Below are 21886 nucleotides of genomic sequence, written 5' to 3'. Positions count from 1 at the left end.
CCCTCTTCATCCCCTCACCCCAGCGGCAACGTGAGGATGAATTCGGTAAAGTGGCCCTCTTCCGAAACCACACACAGCGTACCGCCGTGGCCTTTGGTGATAATGTCGTGGGCCAGCGAGAGACCCAGGCCGGTGCCTTCGCCCACGGGCTTGGTGGTGAAGAAGGGCTGAAAGATGCGCTGCTGCACGGCAGGGCTCATGCCGGTACCGTTGTCGCGCACCCGTACCTGCACTTGGTCGGCCAGCAGCGCCGTACTGACCCGCAGTTCGGGAACGTAACCGGGTCCCGCCAGCGCCGCCCGGTCGGCCAGCGCGTAGAGGGCGTTGGTATACAGGTTGAGTAGTACGCGCTCCACTTCGGGCACCAGCAGGGGTACCGTGGGCAGGTCGTCGGCCAGCAGGGCGTGCAGCACGTTGGCAGGTAGCAACAGGGCCGTATCGGGGCGGCCCTCGTAGGCCAGCCGCAGCTGCCGGGCTACCAGGGCGTTGAGGTTGGTCGGCTGCAGGGCAACGGCGCCGGTGCGGGCATGGGCCAGCATACTGCTGATAATAGAGGAGGCGCGCTGCCCGTGCTGGCTGATTTCGTGCAGATTGCGCCGTAGCCCGCTCATAATTTCCTGCCCCAGCTCATCAGTAACACCGGTAGCGGGCCCGCCCGCTCCTACTGCCCCGGCCGCTTCCTGCTCCAGCAGCTCATTGCTGACCAAGGCCAGCCGGTTCATGAAGTTGAGCGGGTTCTGCAGCTCGTGCGCAATTCCGGCCGACAGCTCCCCCACAAAGGCCCATTTTTCGGCTGCCACCAGCTGGCGCTGGGTGGCTACCAGCTCGGCCTGCTGGCGGCTCAATAGCTCGTAGGCGCGCTTTTTCTGGCGAAAGTTGCGCCCCAGCACCACACTCAGCCCCGTTACCAGCATCAGCCCAATTCCCGACACGCCCAGCAGCCACCGCTGTTGCTGGTTTTGCCGGCGCACCATGGCTGTGGTGCGCGTTAGCTCTCCTATTCGGGCTTCCTGCTGCCGCAGCTCGAAACTATACTGCAGCGCCGCCGTGCGCCGGATAAGGGCGCGGCTGCTGAGGCTGTCGTCGTAGGCGGCAAAGAGGCGGTGGTAGCGGTAAGCGTCGGCGAAGCGGCCCAGCCGGGCGCTGGCCTCGGCCAGCACCCGGCTGCCGTCGCGGATATCCTCCTTCACGCCTCGCTCCTGGCTGGCCAGTAGGCCGGGCCGGCCGTAGTAAATGGCGCTATCGGGGCGGCGCAGGCGCAGCTGGGCGCGGGCCATCACCAAATCGACCAGTGGCAGGTAGCCCACCACATCGAGGCGGCGCAGCTCGGCGCGGGCCTGGCGGGCGTAGCGCAGGGCCTCGGCCGAGCGGCCCTGGCGCTCGGCCATATCGGCTATGTACACTTCCAGCACAATACGGCCGGGGTTGTCGCCGAGGCTACGGGCCAGCATGGCCCCTTCGGTGTAATAGTGGCGGGCCTGCGTCCATTGGCCCTGGGCCTGGTACAAGTCGCCGAGGCCGCGCAGGCTCTGGGCCACGCCCCCTTTGTCGTTGGTTTGGCGGGCCAGCGTGCGGCTCTGCTCCAGGTAAGCCAGGGCCTGTCCGTACTCACCGAGCTGCGTGCTGATAAAGCCCAGCTGCGCGTTGGTGAGCACCAGCCATTTGCTGTCGCGCAGCTTTTCGGCCTGCGTGAGGCCTTGTTGGGCACTGGCCAGGGCGCGGGCGTAGTTTCCCTGCCCGAAGTAAATATAGCTCAGGTTGTAGCCCACGCCAATCAGGTTGAGCGTGTCGTGCTGTTGCCGGAAAACGCGGGCGGCCTGCCGGGTAAAGGCCAGCGCCGGGGCGTACTCGTTGCGTTTACGGTAATAATAGCCCAGCCCCAGCCAGGCCTGCGCCTGGCCCGGCGCGTAGCCCAAGCGGGTAGCCAGCGCGGCCGCCTCCTCGAAGCGGGTGCGCGACAGACGCGGATTGGAGGAGCGCAACTCGAAGGCCAGCTGGTTGAGTTGCTGTACCCGAATCGTGTCGGCGGCAATGGCGGCGACCGGGGCGCTAGGCACGGAGGCCTGTAGCGGCCCCGCCAGCAGCAGTAGCCCCAAAACCAGCAGCGCAGACAGCTGCCGGCCTAGCCCTTGTATTCGCAGATTCAAATGCACATCAGCCATATGAGGCCGCTAATATATTGACTGGCGACTTAGGGACTTGGCTGTGCCCCTGGTGTCTGGCGCTGCCAGGGTCGGGGCCTCGACGGACGGCTTAACAGGGCATTTTTTGGTGGCTAGAAACCTTTGGGCAGATCGATGCCCCAGATGGTACGAAACAGGCTCAACGCGTTCTGGTCAGTAAGGCCACCGATGTAGTCGGTGAGCAGGATAATCTGCTCATACGCGCCTGCATCCTGTTGCGGGCCGATGGCGCAGAACTGCCCGGGTAGCAGCTGGCGCAGCTTACGCGAGCGGGCACTGTCGTGGGGGTCGAAGGTAGCGGCCAGAAACGCATCGAGCAGCCCACCGAGCACTTCGAAGCCGGCGGCTTCAATTTCGAGCACCGGCCGGCTCTGGTAAAGGTGCTCCACGGTGAGGCGGTGCACTTCCTGCAACTGCTCCCAGCAGTCGAGCTTGTGTACCAGCGGCTCGTCGAGGTGGCCGCGCAGCAGCGCGGGGGCGCGGTCGGCGAAGCGGCGGGCGGTTTGCTGCACGAGCTGGTTGATGAGGCGGGCGCGCAGGTAGCCCAGCTCCTCGCGCCAGTCGCGCCACTGCACCGAGCCGCGGCGGGTGGGCGCGTCGCCCAGCATATCGCGCAGCAGCGCCAGCCCTTTTTCGCACGGAATCAGGCCCAGCTTCAAGCCGTCTTCAAAGTCAATAATGCGGTAGCAGATGTCGTCGGCGGCTTCGACCAGAAAGGCCAGCGGGTGGCGGTGGTAAAAGCCGGCGGCCGCCGCATCGGCTGGTTTGGGCAGCAGGCCCAGTTCGCGGGCCACCTCCTCAAAACGGACGGCCTCCGTCTGGAAGTAACCGTATTTCTTTTCACTGATGCTCTGCGTGAGGGCCTGCTCGGGTACCACCGAAGCGCGCGGGTACTTGCTGAACGCGCCCAGCGTGGCGTACGTGAGGCCCAGGCCGGCCGAGCCGCTGCTGTGGGCCGCGTAGGTGTGGGTGAGCACCCGGAAGCCGGCCGCGTTGCCCTCAAAATGCTGCAAATCGGCGCGTTGGGCCTCGCTGAGCATGCGCACAAAGGGCTCGGCGGCGCTGCTGCGGAAGTAAGCCGAAATGGCATCTTCGCCCGAGTGGCCGAAGGGTGGGTTGCCGATGTCGTGGGCCAGGCAGGCGGCGGCCACAATATCGCCGAAATCCGAATCGAGGTGGGGCAACTCATCGGCTAGGCCCGCAGTTTCTTCGAGCAGCAGCCGGCCCCCCAGGCGGCCGAGCGAACGGCCCACGCAGGCCGTTTCGAGCGAGTGCGTGAGGCGGGTGTGCACGAAATCGGTTTCGGGCAGGGGCATGACCTGGGTTTTACGCTGCAGCCGCCGGAAGGCCGAGCTGAACACCACCCGGTCGTAGTCGGCCACGAAGGCCCCGCGCACCGGCGCGGCCTCGCTCACAACGTGCAGCTGCGGCTGCTCGGGGTAGCGGCGGCGGCTCAGCAGCTGGCCCCAGCGCATGGTGGGGGCGTTTTCGTCGGGAGGCGTGAGGTGGAGCATTTTTGGCTCAATGTAAAGGTTAAAGCACTATTTTGGCAGCAGATTCAATTTCGCCAGCTCCCTTATTCTCTCATTATGTCTATTGCTCAACTGCCTACTTATAACAAGCTTATGAAGCCTGTACTACAAGCTTTGCTACAGTTAGGTGGCTCAGGCACTATTGAAGAGATAAACGAGCAAGTTTATACGGACCTCAAACTATCTGATACGCAGCTCCAACTACCACATGGCACTAATGGGCGCACTGAAGTGGAGTATCGATTAGCGTGGGCCAGAACCTACTTGGGTAAAGCAGGCCTCATCGAAAATTCTGCCCGGAAGGTATGGGCTTTAGTTTCCAAGGATATAAACATTCAAGCAGTAGACGTAAATAAGCTGGTTCGGGACATTCGAACCGAATCTAGGGCTAACCGCTTGATAACGAAAACAAATAATCCCATAGATTCCTCACCAGCCCAAGAGTCCTACGCTGCCGAAGAATCAGAAGAAGTGGCTACTTGGCGGGAGAAATTACTCTCAACACTGCTAACTATTTCACCTGATGCTTTTGAGAGGTTGGCCAAACGCATTTTGCGGGAAAGCGGCTTTGTTCAGGTCGAAGTAACTGGAAAAACCGGCGACGGCGGTATCGATGGAAAAGGGATAGTACGCATGAGCGGCCTGCTTAGCTTTCATGTAATTTTTCAATGTAAGCGCTACAGAGGCTCTATTTCATCCAGCCAGATAAGGGATTTTCGCGGGGCGATGCAAGGCCGTTCTGATAAAGGGCTGTTCATTACAACTGGCAATTTTACCCGGGATGCCACGAAGGAAGCCACGCGTGATGGAGCACCACCAATTGACCTGATTGATGGAGAGCTGCTATGTGATAAACTGAAAGAGCTGAAGCTAGGTGTCACCGTTGAAATGATAGAATCTGTATCCGTGAAAACGGACTGGTTTCTTAATCTCTAATCCTCCCTATCCTGCACCCTATCTAATAACCGCACGGTGGCGTAGCCGAGTAGCAGAAACAGGCCGTAGAGCAGCGTAACGCCCCAGGTGCCGAGGTAGGCACGCGGGTGCAGCAGGCGGGTGAGGATATCGTAGAACAGGCTGATGGGGTTGGTAAGCACGTCCCAGCTGTTGAAGCGCAGGTAGCGGCCCAGGTAAATACCGAAGCTGCTGAGTAGCAGCGCCAGCGCAGCAAAGCCCCAGCCACTCAGCACCCCCAGCCGGCGCGTTACGAGCTGCTGCATATCGAGCAAGGAGGCGTAGGCCAGCATCAGCCCGTTCCAGGCGCAGCTCAGCAGCAGGGCCAGATCGTACCAGTAGGGCACGCCGGGGCGCGGGTGCAGGTGGAACAGGTCGGTGAGGATGTAGGGCGCGTTGGGAAAAAACAGCAGCCAGACCGCACCCACCGGCAGCAGCACCCGGGCCCGCAGCCGGCCGGCACTCAGGCCCAGCATCGTGCTCAGCCCAAACGGCACCAGGGCCAGAAACAGGTTCCAGAGCAGAAACACAAACGTGAGCTGGCGCGTGAGCAGCACCCGGCCAGTAATCAGGGCCACACTCAGGGCCAACGACAGGCCCAGTACCAGCAGCAGATTCAGGCGCCGCCGCAGCTGGGTTTGGGAGAATGTGCTTACCGACATCGACATGCCCGCAAATACGGAAATTCCGGCTGTCGGGGTCGGCCGCGTTTCTCTGCACAGTCAGTCCCGCCAATAAGCAAGGCAACAACGCGGTCATTCGGACCCTTAACGCGGCCGTTTGAGGTCATAACGTGACCAATCAGACCCATAACGCCGATGTTTGAGCCCATAACGCGGTCATTCAACCCTATAACATGGCCGTTCGAATCCGCAACGCGGCAAATCAAGCTCGCAACGCAGCGAATTGAACCCATAACGTGGTAGATCGAACTCGTAACGTGGGGTTTCAGGGGCAGAACGTGGCCTGCGCTACGGTTGCTCTTCTTCCACGATGCCGCCGGCGGCCCAGCGCAGGGTGGCCTGGGTCTGGGCATACTTGGCCTGCAGCTCGGCCAGTTTCTGGCTGGCCTCCAGCAGCTTGGCATCGCGCGAATTGAGCAGAAACACCGAACTCTCGCCGTTCTCGAAGCGGGTTTGCTCGCCGTCGCGCAGGCGCTGGGCGTTGGCTACCACCTGCTGCTGCAGGGCCAGCTGCTCGCGCAGGGCGGCCCAGCTGTTGGCCACGGTCAGCACCCCGGTTTCAATTTCGCGGGTGTCCTGCTGCAGGGCCAGCTCGGCATCCTGCTGCTTAAGGCGGTTGAGCTGGAGCTTGGCACGCTCCTGGCGCACGAGCAGCGGGTAGGCGAAGCTCACGCCCAGCTTGTAGTTGTTCTGCAGGTAACTGCCACTCAGACTGGCCGCTTTTTCGGGGGCGAACGGCTGGCCGGCCTGCAGGAGGTTGTAATCGAGGTTGAGCTTGGGGAGCAACTTGTTGCGCAGCAGCCGGTTCTCTACGGAGAGCTGCAGCAGCTTGGCCCGGCTCTTCTGCAGCTCCGGATGAATCTGCTGGGCCAGGGCCGTGAGGGCAGCTACCGAGTCGGGGGGCAGCGTGCGCCAGTCGGCGGAGCCGGGCAGCAGCTGCGGGCGGGCGGTCAGGGGCAGGTTCAGGGGCTGCTGCTGCTCGTTCCAGAGGTAGGTGCTCAGCAGCAGCGTGGCATTCTGGAACTCCATGCGGGCCTGGCTCAGCTCGGCCTGGCGCTTCTGCAGCTCGCCCAGCGCCTCCACCGAATCGATGGCCGCCAAATCGCCAAAAATTACGCGCTGGCGCACGGCCCGGAAGCGCACGTCGCCCAGCACCAGGTTCTGGCGGTTCAGCTCCAGCTGCCGGTAGCGCAGCGTCCAGTCCCAGTAGTCTTTGGCGGCCTGCAGCAGCAGCTTGTTGAGAGCCCCGCGGCGCTCGGCTTCGGCTAAGCCCTGCAGGGCCTGGGCCTGGCGCACGGTGGCACGGCGCTCATCTATCAGCAGGCCCTGGGCCAGCGGCACACTCAGGCCCAGGTAGCTCAGGCCGCCCGGAGAGGTGGAGTTTTCGGGGTTGATGTACTGGCCGGTTCCCCGCTCGTAGCCGGCCTTTATGTCGAAGCCATACCAAACCGGAACCCGCAGCTGGGTGTCCCAGTCGTGGAAATACTCCTGGCCTTTAAAGGTTTTGCCGTAGTATTTGCTGGTGGCGGTGGGGTCGAAAAGGCCGCGGGCGTAGCGCACCTCCTGGCGGGCACGCTCGGGCAACAGCCCCGCCTGCCGGGCTACCGGGTGGCGTAGCGTTACGTAGGTCAGCAGGTCGGCCAGCCCGAATACCCGCCCCGAATCAACCGCCGGTGCCTCCACCCTGCCCTGGGCCCCGACCGGTAAGGCGGGCAGAAGCGCCAGTAAAAATAAAATGAGGGTTCGGCAAATCATGGATGTCTGGTTAACACTGCAAGCTGTTTGGGAAGTCGCCACCAGTAATCGGGTCGTCATGCTGAGTATATAGCGCCTGGAGCCAGTGTCGGAGCGAAATCGAAACAGCGCTACGCCCCGGCCAACGCTGCCAGCTGCAACGGCCAGCCGAAGCCTTGTACTCCTTTAATACGCAGCTTCTTCAGCCGCCGGCTGTTCGGCTTTGGTATCTGCTTTCGCCTTACCCGGCTGCTGCTCGGAGGGCGAGCCGACAAAATTGGCGGGGAAACCGTTGAGCTGCCGCCAGAGCTCGTACCAGATGGGCACATCATCGAGCAGAGCCCAGCCGTACACGCCGGACCCCACGCGCAGGGGCTCGGGCCAGCGCTCCAGGTCGGGGTCGGGCGTTACCAGCACCCGGTACTGGCCCTGCGAGTCGATGTTGTCGATGACGGCCACCCGACCGCCAAACGTGCCAAAGCTTGTGCCGGGCCAACCGCTGAATACCAGCGCCGGCCAGCCGTCAAACTGCAGGCGCACCTTGCGGCCTACGCTCAGCAGCGGAATATCCATGGGCTGCACGTACAGCTCGGCGGCCAGCTCGGGAGCTATAGGCAGCACCACCAGCACCGCTTCGCCCTCCTTCACTATTTCGCCCAGGCCCTGCTTGAGCGCCCGCACCACGTAGCCGTCCTGCGGGGCCCTGATGGCGTAGTAGCCCGACCGGATACTGAGGTTGGCCAGCTCGTTGCGCAGCTTGGCAATCTGGCCTTCCGAGTCGAACTGGTAGGCCACGGCCGAGCGGCGGTCCGACTCCGACTTGGCAATTTTATCCTGATACTCGGCCTGCAGCGACGATAGTTCCAGCTGCGCGTTGGTGAGTTCCTGGCGGGAAGCCCCCAGCTTGTTCTGCGACTCCTGCAGCTTGGCCCGCGACTCCTGAAACTTGAGGCGGCGCTGCTCCACTTCGGTCAGGCTTTTCAGCCCCTGTTGGTACAGCTCCTCCTGGCGGTCGAGCTGGCGTTGGGCAATGGCGAAGTCGTTTTCGGCGGCCCGCAATCCGGCTTCTTCCGAGCTTACCTTCAGGCGCGTCTGGGCTACCTTGTTGCGGGCCTTGTCGAGGCTGACGGCCAGCCCGGCCCGCAGGGCGTCCTGCTGGTCGCCGAGGGCTACGGTTTTGCCCTCGTTCTGCTCCAGAGCCGAAATTTTAGCTTCTAGCTGTTCGCGGGTACGCTCCAGCAGCTTGGGGTCGAAGTACTTTTCCTTTATCTCGCTGATTTCGACCAGCGTATCGCCCTTCTGTACCCGCTGGCCCTCGCGCACGTTCCAGCCCACAATACGGCCGGCAATGGTGCTGGGCACCTGCTGGGGCCGGTCCTGGGGCCGCAGCGTCGTCAGGCGGCCCGTCGAGCGGATATTCTGAGTCCAGGGCAGAAAGCCGGCGGCAATGGTAAGCACGCCCAGCACGGCCAGCCAGCGGGCCAGCACCCGCCCCGTACGCGGCGTCTGCACCCGCCGGAACGAGTGGAAACCGGCCGTTAGCGGGTTGGTTTCTTCCAGAGGATTTTCGGCAAAGGGCATTGGGTATGTTCGGGTTGAGTGTGCGGAATGGGAGTGAATGCGGGTGGGTAGCGGGGTGGCGAGGGTCGGCAAAGTCGGCGGGGTAAGAAAGCCACATCATGCCACATCCAGTGTCCACGAAACCGGAGCATCTCTACTACAATGCCCCTCTTGGCATGGGAGATGGTTTGGCAACGAAGTGGCAGAGTTGCTTGGGTTGCGGCGCCGCCTTCGCGGATGCAAAACGAAGCATGACCGTTCGTTTTCCCCTCATTTAATTCCCCATTACTGTCTCATAATCACCTTCTTTCACTACGTGGCCTTCCTGCAACAGCAGCAGGCGGTGGCAGAGGCGGAGCGTATCGGGCTCGTGGCTGGCAATAACTATTGTCCAGGGATGGCCGGGCTCCAGCAGGCGACTCAGGATGCGGTGGCGCTCGGCGCGCTCCACGTTCAGCAACGGGTTGTCGAGCAGTAGCAGGCGGGGGCGGCTGGCCAGGGCGCGGGCCAGCAGCAGCTTTTGGCGGGCGCTGTCGGAGAAGGGGGTGCCCACTCCTACGGGCGTATTCAGGCCCTGCGGGCGGGCGTACAGCTCATCGCGCAAGCCCACCAAATCTACGGCCCAGGCCACGTCGTCGGGCCCGACGCCGGGTTGATTGAGGGTCAGGTTTTGCAGCAGACTACCTTCGAACAGGCCGCGGTGCGAAATATTGTCGGCCAGCTCGTTGCTGAGGCTGTCCGGGGTCAGGTCGCGCATTGGCAGCCCATCGTAGGCTACCACCCCGGTATAGTCGGCCAGCAGGCCAGCCAACACGCTCAGCAGCGTGCTTTTGCCCGAGCCATCGGTACCGGCCAGACCCAGGTTCTCGCCTGCCGCCACGCTGAGCGAGAGGTTTTCGAGGGTGAACTTCTCGTTGGCGGGGTAGCGGTAGCTCAGGTCGCGCACCTCTACCTGCAGGCCAACCACCGGGCTCACGGCCGGCAGCACCAGCGTACCGGTGGCGGCGGGCAGCATCGGCAAATCGAGCACATGGCCGATTTTGTCGAGCGAAGTCAGGGCGTCGTACACCACATCAATTTTGAGCAGCACTTTTTCCATGGCCGTGATGATGAGGATAATCACGATTTCGGCGGCCACAAACTGGCCGATGTTGAGCTGTTTGCTGATCAGCAGCCAGCACCCGATAATAAGCAGTGCGGCTGTAATGAGGCTCTTGAAGGCGACGAAGCCCCAGAACTGCGTAATGAGCACCCGAAAATGGCTTTCGCGGGCCTTCAGGTAGCCTTCCACCAGCTCGTCGGTGCGGCCCAGCGAGAGTTGCTGCCGGGGCACATGGCGGAAGGTATTAACGGTGCGGGCCACGTCTTCGAGCCAGGCCACTACCTTATACTTGTACTTCGACTCGGCCAGGCTGCTATCAAGGCCGCCAGGACCGGTGAGGCGGATGAGCACGGCCAGCATGCCGAGCAGCAGCAGGCCGAATACGATGAAGATGGGATGGTAGAAGGAGAGCAGAATCAGGCCGAACAGGATTTGCAGGGCCGCCGCCGAAAATTCAATCAGCAGCGTAGAAAGGCCTTTTTGCAGCGTGGGCGCGTCGAGCAGCCGGTTCATCAGCTCGGGCAGGTACTGGCCATCGAGTTCTTCGGTACGCACCCGGGGCAGGCGCACGGCAAAATCGAAGCTGATGCGCGCAAACAACCGCCGCTGCACAAACTCGACCAGATGGAGCTGCATTACCTGCAGGGCGCCCACCCCGAACGTGCCCAGCACGATGAAGCTGATGAGTACCACCAGCGAGGTGCTCACGTCGCCGCTGCTCACAAAGCCAATCACCGACTGCACGCCCAGTGGCAGCGTGAGGCTGATGAGGCCCGCCAGCGCCGCATAAATGTAGAGGTAGGTGATGTCGCGCCGCTCGGCGTGCAACAGATTGAAGAGTCGCTGAACGGGCTTGAGCGAAGAGGTGGTGTCGGGCATGAAACGGATGTCGGATTGGCGCAAGTAGCGGAAAGCGGTGCGGAACTCAGGCAGCAGCCTTAGCGTAGCGCCCCGAAGGCCAGGTTTTCAAGGAATCGGTACAGAACTGTCTCTTCGCTGTCAGTGTTTTGCGCGTCGGTGAGTCCGGGCAGATGTCGGGCAAAAAAGTGTTGTTTGCGGGCCGCCTCCACCAAGGTGCTCACCAGCGTCCGCGGAAACGGGTAGGCGGGGGCGAGTTCCGTTACAACAGCGGCTACTTCGGCAACCAGCCGCTTGTATTCGCGAAACAGACCAGCTTGGTTGTCTTCATCCACGGCGTGGGTGAGATAAGCTTTGGAAGCTTCATTTACCACTATGCGGTACAAGGCCGCCTCATCAAGCGAGGTGGTGGTCAGGTCGTCGTGGTGGGCCCGCGTGAATACGCCCAGAATCAGGCGCAGGCGCTGGGCGGCATCGGGCACGTTGTGGGTATGGAAGCGGATCTGGTAGCGCATCCAGGCCCAGTACCACGACACCAGGTACACCAGCAGCCGGTGCTTGTTCTCGAAGTAGCGGTAAAGCGAGGCCTCAGTTGAGCCCATGCGCTGGGCGAGCTTTTTAAACGTGAACTGCTCCAGCCCGATTTCATCAATCAGCTGTACGCTTTCGCCAATCAGCCGGCGGCCCAGTTCCGTATCCTGCGGGTCGCGCAGGTACAGTCGCTCGTTCAACTCAATACGAAGCAGTGGATTCATTGTCTGTGGAGACGGCAAGGGGTAGTACTCTCGTTTTTGATAGCATTACTAGCAGACCGGGAACCAGACGGCGCCTGCCGAACAAGTTGCCCGTAAGGCTTGTCCTTTTCAAAACCTGCTGCAAAGGTACTTCCCCTGCTTGGCCGCTGGCTTAAGATGGAATTAAATGGAGCTTAAATTTCAATTAAAGCATCCTTCCTGCCATCCTTTGTTCCTGTACAACGTGCCTCAGCCCGGCCTTTTGCTGCCGAAGCAGGAGCACTTCCCCAGCAACGCTTCCTACCTGTACGCTACGCCCGTTACGCGGGTAAATGCGGCTGAGGCCGGGCGTGTAGGGCAGCTGCACCAGGCGCAAACCACCGCGCGCCTCCGCCAAGCCAGCATCAGCCCGGTTTCAACCCGGCCGCAACTGCGTACCTTTGCTACGCAGGCTGCGCTGGTAGCGACTTGCGTGGTTGTTCCGCTTTTCCCTGGTTTTCGGTCTATGAGGTTACCTGCCTTTCTGTCCACGGTACTGCTCTGCGCCGGTCTGGCGGCTGCTCCGTCGTTGCGCGCCCAGGCGGTGCGGCCGGCGGCCAAACCAGCCGGGCCGGCAGCGGCTAAGCCAGCAACGGCCAAAACGGCGGTGGCTACAACGGCTACTATGCTGCCGCCACCGGCCGGCCTGGGCTCAGCCGACCAGGATTTGCGCTACAAAAACGGGAAGATTTTAGTGGAGCAGGGCCGCTACGCGCTGGCCATGCAGGAGCTGGAACCCCTGACGCTCCCGGCCGCCAAATTCGGGCGGGCTCCCGAAGCCGCTTATCTGTACGCGGTAGCGGCCAGCCGAGCCAAAAAATGGGCCGAGGCCGAGCAGATGCTTAACCTGCTGCGCAACCGTTACCCTAGCTGGGGCGGCTTACCCGAAGCGCTGTTTCTGCAGGGCCAGATTTCGTTCGAGCAGCAGGACTATGCCAACGCGCTGGCCGTGCTCAACGAACTGCCCGCCAACGCGCTGGCAACTGAGCGGGCCAACATGGAAGCTATGTACCTGCCCCGCATCAGCGAGAAGGCCGTGTTCCAGGGTCTTGTAAAGAACTTCCCGCAAGATGCGGCCCTGGGCCGGGCCTACGCCGATAAGCTGGTGAGCGGCGGCTGGTACACGTCCGCCGACCAGCCCCAGCTCGACCAGCTCATCAGCCGCTTCAAGCTCGACCGCAACACCTACACGCCCCGGCCGGGCGGCACCAAAAAAAGCAGCTACAACATTGGCGTGCTCCTACCCTTCGAGTTCGGCGACACCAGCTGGGAGAAGCGCCGCCGTAACCAGTTCGTAACCGACCTGTATGCCGGCCTGCGCCTAGCCCAGGATTCGCTGCAGCGGGCCGGCCGGCCGGTGCAGCTCTTCGCCTACGACACCGGCGCCGACACTGTACAGCTTAAGCAGGTACTCACGCTGCCCGAGCTCACCGGCATGGATCTTATCATCGGCCCCATCTATAAGTCGGGTTCCAAAATACTGGCCCAGTACGCCCTGCAACACCAGATTGCCGTCGTCAATCCGCTTTCGCAGGATGGCAGCCTGGTAACGGATAACGCCTGGCACTACCTGTTTGAGCCCAGCACGGCCACCCAGGCGCGGCAGGCGGCCCAGTTTGCCTACACCCGCCTGGGCGGGCCACGCACGGCCGTGGTTCTCTACGAAGATACCCATGATGAAACAGCTTTCGGCGTGGCCTATAAGCAGGCCTACGAGGCGCTGGGCGGCAAGGTGCTGCAGCTGCGCCGCATCAAGTCTGATGATGAGACGACGCTGGCTGCCGGCTTCGGTGGCATCGATCTGAAGACCATTGGCCACCTTGTAGTGGCTTCGGACAACCCCAAGGCTGGCGTGTTCACGCTCTCGGCTATGCGGGTGCAGAACGCCAAGCCGCCGCTCATTACGTACGCGTCCTGGCTCAACAATAACCGCCTCAGCCTCGATCAACTCGACTCGCGCGACATTTACTTTGTCCACCCCAAGTACCTCGACCGCAACAATGCCGGGGTGCGGCGGGTGCGCCAGCTATACATTCAGCAGCTGAACCTGCCGCCCTCGGTATTCGCCTACACGGGCTTCGAGCTGCTATACTACTTCGGCAGCCAGTTGCATCAGCACGGCCCATCTTTCCAGCAGCCGTTGGCCAATGGCGGGCCGGTGTCCGGAGCTGTTTTCCAGGGCATTGGCTACCCCAACGGTGCCCACGACAACCAGTACGTGCCTATCACCAAGCTTGAACGACTCGAAGTGGAAGTGCTGAACCCGGTGGGCTTCCGGTAGGTTGGGTAGTATGGAGTAGTGGGTATTGAGTAGTTATATATCCGTTACTCGAACTGGAAGAATCTGATTTTAACCTGCATTTACTTCAATTCTCATGTCTCCCGACTCAGTACGCAATACTCAGCCCGCTCTCAACCTCTCCACCTCCGATACGCTTTTCACCCGCGCCCAGCACCACATTCCAGGGGGTGTAAACTCGCCGGTACGGGCCTTCCGGGCCGTGGGCGGCCACCCGGTGTTCATGCAGTCGGCCAAAGGGGCCTGGCTGACGGATGTAGACGGCAACCAATACCTCGACTTCATCAACTCCTGGGGCCCGATGATTCTGGGCCACGCCCCCGACCTCGTGGTAGATGCCGTGCGAGCTGCTGCCGGCGACTCGCTTTCGTTTGGCGCGCCTACCCGCCGCGAGGTAGAAATGGCCGAGCTGATCAAGAAAATGGTGCCTAGCATTGAGAAGGTGCGGCTGGTGAATTCGGGCACCGAAGCCACTATGTCGGCCATTCGGGTGGCGCGGGGCTACACGGGGCGCGACAAAATCATCAAATTCGAAGGCTGCTACCATGGCCACGGCGACTCGTTTCTGATTGCTGCCGGCTCGGGGGCCCTCACGCTCGGCGCGCCCGATTCGCCCGGCGTCACGCAGGGCGTGGCCCTGGATACCCTTACTGCCCCCTACAACAACCTGGAAGCTACCGAGCGGCTGATACTGGCCAACGAGGGTCAGGTCGCTGCCCTGATTTTAGAGCCGGTAGTAGGCAACATGGGCCTTGTGGCCCCGGCCGAGGGCTATTTGCAGGGCCTACGCGAGTTATGCACCCGCCACGGCATCGTGCTTATTTTTGATGAGGTGATGACCGGTTTCCGCCTCGCCCGCGGCGGAGCCCAGGAGCTGTTCGGTGTAGTGCCCGATATGACCACGCTCGGCAAAATTATTGGTGGCGGTATGCCCGTGGGGGCTTATGGTGGCCGCCAGGATATTATGGACCAGGTGGCTCCGGCCGGCAAGGTGTATCAGGCGGGCACACTTTCGGGCAACCCCATTGCTACGGCCGCCGGCATTGCCCAGCTTACTTACCTGCACGAGCACCCGGAGCTGTACACTGAGCTGGACCGCATCACGGCCCGCCTCGCCGACGGCACCCGCCAGATCTGCGCCGACCTGGGGCTGAACTACACCGTCAACCGCGTCGGCTCGATGTTCAGCGTCTTCTTCACCGACCAGCCCGTTTCCAACCTCGAAGACGCCAAAACCTCCGATACGGAGGCGTTCGGCCGCTACTTCCGGGCCATGCTCAACCGTGGCATCTACCTGGCCCCGGCCCTCTACGAAGCCCTGTTCATCAGCATCTCCATCACCGACGAACTGGTAGACCGCTACCTCACTGCCTGCCGCGAGTCGATGATAGAAGCGCACGGGCTGTAGGGTTAGAGATTATAACAGAGCGTCATTCAGAGCGAAGCGAAGAATCTCGCGTGCAGTAAGTACCCCCATCGTCAGAAGGTACTGTGGCACGCGAGATTCTTCGCTCCGCTCTGAATGACGCTTTTTTAGCTAACAACTAATCACGAAAAATCCGACCTTTGCGCGAATCAACCGCGCTTACATGTTTCGATTTCGCCCGCTGCCACTGCTTTTTCTGTTGCTGGGCCTTATGCTGCCACTGCTGCTGGCGGCCCAATCCACTCCCGATCCGGCTGCTGCCAACAAACGACTCTTCGACCGCACCGTCGACGAGCTGAACTTCCGGACGATGGAAACAGTGTACGATAAATCGTTTGCCCGCGCTAAATATCCGGTGAGCCTGCGCGCTACCAAGGCCCGGGCCGAGTTCGACACTTACTTCGGCCGCGACGACCTTAAAAAGCTGTTTCGTAACTACAACGGCGTATCGGAGCGGTTTAAGAGCCGGTTTGGGAAAGGCCGCACCGATTTGCTAGAGTTCGAAAAGCAGTTGAACAGCCTGCTGGTCGACCGCAACTTCGAGTTCTTTATCCGGGTGCTACCCCGCGATGAGCGGGTGGCGCTGGTACGCACCCTGCAGCGGGTTATCAAGCAGAGCGCAGCCCAGTTCAATGCCTCCCAGGACCCCGCCCCCGACGAGCTGGCGGCCGATGGCGCGGCCGTGCCGCCGGCGGCCGATGGAGCGGCTCCTGCCACGCTGCGCGGGCCTGCGGCCGTAGCCGAAGACCCGAACCCTCAGCCCGAAGCCGACCTAGCCTCGGCCCCCGCCTACGCCGGCCCCCGCCCCCTCGATGTGCCCGCCCGCCACGACTGGATGGATTACCTGAGCCTCATGCTGCTCATCGGCTCATTTCTGCTGCTCCTCTACCTGGTGCTCAGTGTAGCGCCGGCGCTGCAGCAGCGCCTCGACGCTCTTCTGCCTCCTTCCTACGCCGACTCTGACAACGAGCCCGAACCCCAACGGCCGCGCCGTGCCGCGTCGAAGGCTCTGCCCGAAGACCGCTACGAAGAGGAAGAGGAAAGCTGATTAAAAAACCGTGGCATGGAGGAAGAGTCTGCCCGTCGGGCGCCTCGCCCAAAGTGCGGCACAACACCCGAACTGGCTGCTATTTTCCGTTTTCAGCCCTTCACCTACACCTGATAAAATGATTCTTTCCGACCAGCAGATTCTTGCCGAAATTGAGCGGGGCACCATTGTAATAGCGCCTTACGACCGGAGCTGCCTGGGTACCAACTCCTACGACGTGCACCTGGGCCGCTACCTGGCCACCTACCGCGACGCGGTACTCGACGCCCGCAAGCACAACCAAATCGACGTATTCGAAATCCCGGCTGAAGGCTTCGTGCTGCAGCCCGGCACCCTGTACCTGGGCGTAACCGAGGAGTACACCGAAACCCATGCCCACGTACCGTTTCTGGAGGGCAAGAGCAGCGTCGGCCGCCTCGGCATCGACATTCACGCCACCGCCGGCAAGGGCGACATCGGCTTCTGCAACACCTGGACGCTGGAAATCAGCGTGTCGATGCCCGTGCGTATTTACCACGGCATGCCAGTGGGCCAGCTCATCTACTTCACAGTGGAAGGTGAGGTGGAAAACCTCTACAACAGCAAGCCCAACGCCAAGTACAATCAGCGCACCGTGAAGCCTGTTGAGTCGATGATGTGGAAGAACACATTTTAGGGCTGCCTACCTGAACCCTGGGCACTTTATGCAGCCCGCGCGGCGGCCTCGGCTGCCGCGCGGGCTGCGCATTTTTAAAGGGAGCTGGAGCAGCGGCGACACGCCAAAGTAAACTACCTGGCATCATTTTTCGTTAGCATGGGGCAAGCCCCGACCTACAGGCCGGCCGGCTAAAAGCGCTTCGGCCTTATTCCATCTATTCACGCTATTCTTTCCCGATGAAAAAGATACTTGCCCTCGCCTCCGCCCTTCTTCTGACTTCGTTCGGCGTTTATGCCCAGCAGCGGGCTCCGCTGGTTACCAAGCAGGACGCAACCAAACCATCTTCCCGCTTAAGCCCCGGCCAGCAGCGGGCCCAGGACCTGTCGTATCAGATGACGCGTGACTTGCGCCTGAACGGCTATCAGAAATCCCGCGTTCAGGCCATTAATGAAGACAAGCAGGCCCGTATCATTGCTATCATTCAGCAGAATGCCGGCAACGACAAACTCATCAAAGACCAGTGCGACATTGTGTGCCGTGAGCGGGACAAGGAGTTGCAGTCGGTGCTCAGCACCGACCAATACAGCAACTACTATGGTTCGCGCCGCGAGTACAACGCATTTAGCATGAACTATAACATCCAGACCACCAACGACGCTTTCGTGAAGTCGGTGAAGGACCCGGCCCCGGCCAGCAGCAAGGGCGCTACCATTGGCCCGGCTACGGCTACCAAGGCTAAATAGTAGTAGTATTGCTCAATCAATACAAAAGCCCCGTCGGCAGTGCGCCGACGGGGCTTTTGTGTTGGTTGAGCTAACCCAATGTCCGAGTAGCGAAACGAGTAATTACTTCTGCTTCTGCTGCTCGTCCTCAATATGATCCATGAGTTGGCGGCACAACTCGCGCATTTTGGTGGCCATTACTGTGTCGTTGGTGGCGGTGAGCACGCTTTCGGCCATGGCGCCGATGGTATCGACGTAGAAATGCTTCATCTCATCGACGGGCATATCCTTGGTCCAGAGGTCGATTTTCATCGTGCCCCGCTCGTCCCGGTCCCAAAGGGCAATGTTGATGGCTTTGGCAAAGTGGATATCGGGCCCCGCATCGGTGGCCGACCAACTGATGGCCTCGGGCACCTTCTGGTCGTCGAGGGCAATGCTGAAGCGGATTTCAGATTTCTTCATCACGGATTAGCGTGGATTTAAACGGATTTCACGGATTTTGTAGGCGGGTCACGAAGCAGCACGAATCCGGATGGATTTCATGAATGGTATCCTGGGAACAGTCGTTCGACGGGCCCATCTACAAAATCCGTGAAATCCGCGCTAATCCGCGCTAATCCGTGATCAGACGTAGTTGTTGAGCATCACGGGCATCACCAGCATCAGGATGCTTTCGTGGTCGTCGGGGGTGGTGGGCATCAGCAGGCCGGCGCGGTTGGGCGTGCTCAGCTCCAGCGTGATTTCCTCCGAGTCGATGTTGCTGAGCATTTCCTGCAGGAACTTGGCGTTGAAGCCGATTTCCATGTCCTCGCCGTCGTACTGGCAAGCCAGCTTCTCGTTGGCCTCGTTGCTGAAATCGAGGTCCTCGGCCGACACCGTCAGCTCGGAACCGGCGAGGCGCAGGCGCACCTGGTGGGTGGTCTTGTTCGAATAGATGCTGATGCGCTTCACCGAGTTCAGCAACTCCTGGCGGCTGATGATGAGCTTGTTGGGGTTGCTGACCGGAATTACGTTCTCGTAATCGGGGTAGCGCTCATCAATCAGGCGGCACACGAGGCGCATCTGGTTGAAGCTGAAGTAGGCGTTGGAGGCGTTGAACTCCATGCGCACGGGCGTGGCCTCGGAGGGCAGCGCGCCTTTCAGCAGATTGAAGGCCTTGCGCGGGATGATGATGTTGCTGGTCTGGCCCGCGCCCACATCGGAGCGGCGGTAGCGCAGCAGGCGGTGGCCGTCGGTGGCCACGAAGGTTACCTGGTTGTCGGCCAGCTGCACCAGAATGCCGGTCATGGCCGGGCGCAGCTCGTCGGTGCTCACCGCGAAGATAGTTTTGTTGATGGCCCGGCTCAGCGACGAAGAAGGCATTTCGACCGGAGCCGTGCCTTTTACCACCGGCACGCGGGGGAAGTCGGTGGCGTTTTCGCCGGCCAGCTTGTAGCGACCGTTGCTGCTGGCAATTTCGATGCTGTAGGTTTCCTCGTCGAGCGTGAAGGTAACGGGCTGGTCGGGCAGGTTTTTGAGCGTATCGAGCAGGATGCGGGCGGGAGCGGCAATGCGGCCGCTTTCGCGGGCTTCCACGGGCAGCTCGGTCATCATGCTCGTCTCCAGGTCGGAGGCCGTAATCGTCAGCTTGCCGTCCTCGATTTCAAAGAGAAAGTTCTCCAGAATGGGCACCACGGGGTTGTTCGTAACCACGCCGTTGATGCTCTGGAGCTGCTTGAGCAGGGCGGAAGACGAGACGATGAACTTCATAGGAAGAGTTGAGTTGGAAGGCAGTTGGGGTAATAGGCAAAGATAGGCAACGCGGCCGGGGTTTTCTAACGCCGGCGGGCGGCGTGGGCCGGGAATGTGGCAGCCGTGGTGCCATCACCGCAAAACAGCCATTTATGGCTCTGGTCCCACTCGCACCGCCCGCAGGTTAGCGGCCAATGGCACGACTGCATTTTACTGCCCGATAGCGGCCCAGAGGGCCTTTCCCAGCAGCAGCAACCCCGTCGCCGCCAATGCCAGCAGCAGCGCCACGCCCAGCCCCTGCAGCAGTCCCGTCAGCACTGCCGAGCCAGCCGTGGCGTAGCGGCCGCCGTAGCGCCCGGCCAGCTGCTCGCGCACCCGCCGCGGCCGCCAGTAGCGCAGATAGAGGTATACAAAGCCGATGCTGGCCTTCACGGCGTTGCTGAGGGAGCCTAGCAGGCCTTCAATGAGTATTTCACCTATAAATTCGCCGAGCATCATTTTTTGTTAACAATCAGGCTGTAATCGGCGGAATATCAAACATCCTAAACTTCAATCCTTTATCGTGTTTCAATGACGGGTGGATGTCAGCTCGCATTTCTATTAATAATTTGGTGAGATAGTCATCGTGAGATTCTGTTGTCTTACTGCTATTACTGTACTTTATTTCATCCTGAAAATTATAGAGAGCGGCCAACACTTTCTCCGGTGCAACTAATTGCAGAGTGTTTACAGCATCAGCATATCGTATTTGACTTTCAGCAGATGTACGCGAGCCAATAGCCCCCGATAGCGCGGCCATGTATGTTCTGTAATGTTCTAGTTTTAGCTTCCTCCATTCTATTTCTTGTTCACGGCGCTTAGTAAGATAATAAGTCAAACCAGCCACTATTACGGCCGAAACGGCTGTAACCAATGTTGTAATAACTGGAGTTTCCATTCTTGCAAATTAAACACCTATTCGCATCTCAAAACCGGGCATACCGGCGCTTGCGGCGCCAGGCGCGCACGACTCCGAAGAGGCCCAGCAACACCAGCGGGGCGGCTAGGTTCAGGAGCTGCCAGCGGCTCCGTTCGGCCGCTATGCGCACTTTATCGAGGGGGCGGAGCGTGATTTGCTTGCCGCGCACCGCTATCAGGCCCGACTGGTCGAGCATGTAATCGACGGCATTGAGCACCAGCTCGCGGTTGGCGAATTCGGTGGGCGCGAGGCGGTCGAAGCCCAGGCGCATGGGGCGGCCCGTTTTGGGGTCGATGTCGTTGCGCACGAAGTCGCCGTCGGAGATGACGAGGATTTTGGCGGGGCGGTTTTCGGGGCTGGTTTCGGGCAGGAAGCGGCTGGTGCCGGGCGCGGCGCGGTTGGCAAACAGCGAGCGGAACTGGCCTTCGAGCAGGTAGCCCACCGGCTTGTTGCGGGCCGTGTAGAGCTTGGGGTCGGGCGGCAGGCGGGCGTCGTTGAGGTTCACGGGCACCGGCGAGGGCAGCACCCGGGTGTAGCGCGAGGTGAACAGCAGCGGCGTTTTGCGGATGCCCACGGCCTTCACCGTATCGATACTGCTCACGAACTTGGTGTACACCGCGTCGAGGTTGCGGGTGATGGGGTGCGGGCTGAACTGGTTGATAAGCGGGTAAAACTGCCAGGGCATGGGCTCCACCTTGGGCTTATCGCCGTTCAGGCCCGTTACCAGCGGAATAACGCCCGAGTTGAGGTCGAGCAGCAAATCGGGGTTGATGCGCACACCGTACCTGAACAACAGGTCGTCGAGGTTCAGGCTGAGTGGGAAGGCGAGCATACCGCCGCGGCTGGCGCTGTCGAGGTTCACGCGCATGGCATCGACAAAGAACAGCGCGTTGCCGCCCTGCGTGATAAACTGGTCGAGCTTGAACTTCTCGGGCTCGGTGTAAGGCTGGGCGGGCTTAGCCACGATGAGGGCGCTGAGCGTGGTCAGATCCTGGGGACGCGACTTGTCCAGATTCACCCGAAACACGTCGTAGTCGCGGCTGAGCGAACCAATCAGGTCGCCGGCTTCGAGGTTGGTCAGCTCGCCGTGGCCTTCTACTACCCCGATACGCTGGCGCTTGCCGGGGCTAAGCCGGCCAATGGCACTGGCCAACTCGTATTCCAGGCCCTCGATGCTTTGGTTGAGGCGCACTTCGGGCGATTCGGCCTGGTTGCCGCGCAGCAGCAGCACCTTTTCCTCCTTGCCCCCGGCCGATACCACGGCCCAGGGGAAGATGATTTTCTCGGTGCGCTTGCCGTTGTCGTTGGCCCCGAGGTTGGTGGGCGTCAGGCCCTTTTTGAACAGCGTCTGGTAGAACTCGTTGCGGGCCTGCTCGGTGGCTGCCGCCGAGGGGTCGACGAATACGAAATGCAGGTTGGCGCCGCCATACACGCGCATTTCATTCAGGGTTTCGCGCACGCCCTGCTGCAGGCGCCGGAAGCCGGGCGGGAAGTCGCCATCCAGGTACACCGTCACGGTTACGGGCTGGGGCAGCTTCTCCAGCAGCTCCTTGGTGGCCCCCGACATGGTGTAGCGCTTATCCTCCGTCAGGTCGAGCCGGAAGAAGAACAGACTACCCAGAAAACTGAGCAGCAGCAGCGCGCCCAGCAGCACCGCAAACCGGGTCAAGTCGCGCTTTTTAGTTT

General features: G+C 61.2%; 18 protein-coding genes. 6 read left to right on the top strand and 12 right to left on the bottom strand.

The window, feature by feature from the left end:
- Positions 1-14: 14 nt before the first annotated feature.
- Both J7E24_RS11990 and dgt read right to left on the bottom strand, forming a co-directional pair.
- Positions 15-2153, bottom strand: coding sequence for a tetratricopeptide repeat protein (locus tag J7E24_RS11990; protein ID WP_215138389.1), 2139 nt, complete (start codon positions 2151-2153; stop codon positions 15-17).
- A gap of 122 nt (positions 2154-2275) precedes the next feature.
- Positions 2276-3697, bottom strand: coding sequence for a dGTP triphosphohydrolase (dgt, locus tag J7E24_RS11985; RefSeq protein WP_215138388.1), 1422 nt, complete (start codon positions 3695-3697; stop codon positions 2276-2278).
- Positions 3698-3772: 75 nt separating this feature from the next.
- Between dgt and J7E24_RS11980 the strand changes: the two genes are divergently transcribed.
- On the top strand, positions 3773-4651 hold the full coding sequence (locus J7E24_RS11980; RefSeq protein ID WP_215138387.1) for a restriction endonuclease: 879 nt from the start codon (positions 3773-3775) through the stop codon (positions 4649-4651).
- Here J7E24_RS11980 and J7E24_RS11975 read toward each other — a convergent pair.
- The 5 genes from J7E24_RS11975 to J7E24_RS11955 form a co-directional block, all read right to left on the bottom strand.
- Positions 4648-5337, bottom strand: a complete 690-nt coding sequence (locus J7E24_RS11975; protein ID WP_215138386.1) for a DUF1361 domain-containing protein — start codon at positions 5335-5337, stop codon at positions 4648-4650. The genes J7E24_RS11980 and J7E24_RS11975 overlap by 4 nt on opposite strands.
- Before the next feature lie 303 nt (positions 5338-5640).
- Entirely contained in the window at positions 5641-7107 is a 1467-nt protein-coding gene (locus J7E24_RS11970) for a TolC family protein (protein ID WP_215138385.1), read from the bottom strand.
- Between the two features lie 165 nt (positions 7108-7272).
- Positions 7273-8667 carry an HlyD family secretion protein gene (locus J7E24_RS11965; RefSeq protein ID WP_215138384.1) on the bottom strand — a complete coding sequence of 465 codons (1395 nt, stop codon included), beginning with the start codon at positions 8665-8667 and terminating at the stop codon, positions 7273-7275.
- Between the two features lie 253 nt (positions 8668-8920).
- Positions 8921-10627, bottom strand: a complete 1707-nt coding sequence (locus J7E24_RS11960; protein ID WP_215138383.1) for a peptidase domain-containing ABC transporter — start codon at positions 10625-10627, stop codon at positions 8921-8923.
- A 59-nt stretch (positions 10628-10686) separates the two neighbouring features.
- Complete coding sequence (locus J7E24_RS11955) at positions 10687-11361, bottom strand: TetR/AcrR family transcriptional regulator (RefSeq protein WP_215138382.1); 675 nt, start codon at positions 11359-11361, stop codon at positions 10687-10689.
- Between the two features lie 484 nt (positions 11362-11845).
- Between J7E24_RS11955 and J7E24_RS11950 the strand changes: the two genes are divergently transcribed.
- The 5 genes from J7E24_RS11950 to J7E24_RS11930 all read left to right on the top strand — a co-directional run bounded on the left by J7E24_RS11950 (position 11846) and on the right by J7E24_RS11930 (position 17532).
- Positions 11846-13660, top strand: coding sequence for an ABC transporter substrate-binding protein (locus J7E24_RS11950; protein WP_215138381.1), 1815 nt, complete (start codon positions 11846-11848; stop codon positions 13658-13660).
- Between the two features lie 94 nt (positions 13661-13754).
- On the top strand, positions 13755-15086 hold the full coding sequence (hemL, locus tag J7E24_RS11945) for a glutamate-1-semialdehyde 2,1-aminomutase (RefSeq protein WP_215138380.1): 1332 nt from the start codon (positions 13755-13757) through the stop codon (positions 15084-15086).
- Between the two features lie 181 nt (positions 15087-15267).
- On the top strand, positions 15268-16152 hold the full coding sequence (locus J7E24_RS11940; protein WP_215138379.1) for a hypothetical protein: 885 nt from the start codon (positions 15268-15270) through the stop codon (positions 16150-16152).
- 118 nt (positions 16153-16270) lie between these two features.
- Positions 16271-16807, top strand: a complete 537-nt coding sequence (dcd, locus tag J7E24_RS11935) for a dCTP deaminase (RefSeq protein ID WP_215138378.1) — start codon at positions 16271-16273, stop codon at positions 16805-16807.
- Between the two features lie 218 nt (positions 16808-17025).
- Positions 17026-17532, top strand: a complete 507-nt coding sequence (locus J7E24_RS11930; protein ID WP_215138377.1) for a hypothetical protein — start codon at positions 17026-17028, stop codon at positions 17530-17532.
- A 102-nt stretch (positions 17533-17634) separates the two neighbouring features.
- On the opposite strand, the gene gldC is transcribed toward J7E24_RS11930, so the two are convergent.
- The 5 genes from gldC to gldG form a co-directional block, all read right to left on the bottom strand.
- The gene (gene gldC, locus J7E24_RS11925; RefSeq protein WP_215138414.1) at positions 17635-17973 is read right to left on the bottom strand and encodes a gliding motility protein GldC; all 339 of its coding nucleotides are present in this window, start codon (positions 17971-17973) and stop codon (positions 17635-17637) included.
- A gap of 162 nt (positions 17974-18135) precedes the next feature.
- The gene (dnaN, locus tag J7E24_RS11920; RefSeq protein ID WP_092769496.1) at positions 18136-19260 is read right to left on the bottom strand and encodes a DNA polymerase III subunit beta; all 1125 of its coding nucleotides are present in this window, start codon (positions 19258-19260) and stop codon (positions 18136-18138) included.
- Between the two features lie 192 nt (positions 19261-19452).
- Positions 19453-19740 carry a hypothetical protein gene (locus tag J7E24_RS11915; RefSeq protein ID WP_215138376.1) on the bottom strand — a complete coding sequence of 96 codons (288 nt, stop codon included), beginning with the start codon at positions 19738-19740 and terminating at the stop codon, positions 19453-19455.
- 13 nt (positions 19741-19753) lie between these two features.
- Positions 19754-20179, bottom strand: coding sequence for a hypothetical protein (locus J7E24_RS11910; RefSeq protein WP_215138375.1), 426 nt, complete (start codon positions 20177-20179; stop codon positions 19754-19756).
- Positions 20180-20207: 28 nt separating this feature from the next.
- Positions 20208-21869 carry a gliding motility-associated ABC transporter substrate-binding protein GldG gene (gldG, locus tag J7E24_RS11905; RefSeq protein ID WP_251047171.1) on the bottom strand — a complete coding sequence of 554 codons (1662 nt, stop codon included), beginning with the start codon at positions 21867-21869 and terminating at the stop codon, positions 20208-20210.
- Positions 21870-21886 lie beyond the last annotated feature (17 nt).

The sequence above is a fragment of the Hymenobacter sp. ISL-91 genome (genome assembly GCF_018613725.1).
GTDB lineage: Bacteria > Bacteroidota > Bacteroidia > Cytophagales > Hymenobacteraceae > Hymenobacter.
This window is presented reverse-complemented; position numbering and strand designations above follow the sequence as displayed.

Coding starts and splice junctions, on each gene's coding strand:
- dgt (WP_215138388.1), bottom strand. CDS start 3,697: ATGCTCCACCTCACGCCTCCCGACGAAAACGCCCCCACCATGCGCTGG.
- J7E24_RS11980 (WP_215138387.1), top strand. CDS start 3,773: ATGTCTATTGCTCAACTGCCTACTTATAACAAGCTTATGAAGCCTGTA.
- J7E24_RS11975 (WP_215138386.1), bottom strand. CDS start 5,337: ATGTCGATGTCGGTAAGCACATTCTCCCAAACCCAGCTGCGGCGGCGC.
- J7E24_RS11970 (WP_215138385.1), bottom strand. CDS start 7,107: ATGATTTGCCGAACCCTCATTTTATTTTTACTGGCGCTTCTGCCCGCC.
- J7E24_RS11965 (WP_215138384.1), bottom strand. CDS start 8,667: ATGCCCTTTGCCGAAAATCCTCTGGAAGAAACCAACCCGCTAACGGCC.
- J7E24_RS11960 (WP_215138383.1), bottom strand. CDS start 10,627: ATGCCCGACACCACCTCTTCGCTCAAGCCCGTTCAGCGACTCTTCAAT.
- J7E24_RS11955 (WP_215138382.1), bottom strand. CDS start 11,361: ATGAATCCACTGCTTCGTATTGAGTTGAACGAGCGACTGTACCTGCGC.
- J7E24_RS11950 (WP_215138381.1), top strand. CDS start 11,846: ATGAGGTTACCTGCCTTTCTGTCCACGGTACTGCTCTGCGCCGGTCTG.
- hemL (WP_215138380.1), top strand. CDS start 13,755: ATGTCTCCCGACTCAGTACGCAATACTCAGCCCGCTCTCAACCTCTCC.
- J7E24_RS11940 (WP_215138379.1), top strand. CDS start 15,268: ATGTTTCGATTTCGCCCGCTGCCACTGCTTTTTCTGTTGCTGGGCCTT.
- dcd (WP_215138378.1), top strand. CDS start 16,271: ATGATTCTTTCCGACCAGCAGATTCTTGCCGAAATTGAGCGGGGCACC.
- J7E24_RS11930 (WP_215138377.1), top strand. CDS start 17,026: ATGAAAAAGATACTTGCCCTCGCCTCCGCCCTTCTTCTGACTTCGTTC.
- gldC (WP_215138414.1), bottom strand. CDS start 17,973: ATGAAGAAATCTGAAATCCGCTTCAGCATTGCCCTCGACGACCAGAAG.
- dnaN (WP_092769496.1), bottom strand. CDS start 19,260: ATGAAGTTCATCGTCTCGTCTTCCGCCCTGCTCAAGCAGCTCCAGAGC.
- J7E24_RS11915 (WP_215138376.1), bottom strand. CDS start 19,740: ATGATGCTCGGCGAATTTATAGGTGAAATACTCATTGAAGGCCTGCTA.
- J7E24_RS11910 (WP_215138375.1), bottom strand. CDS start 20,179: ATGGAAACTCCAGTTATTACAACATTGGTTACAGCCGTTTCGGCCGTA.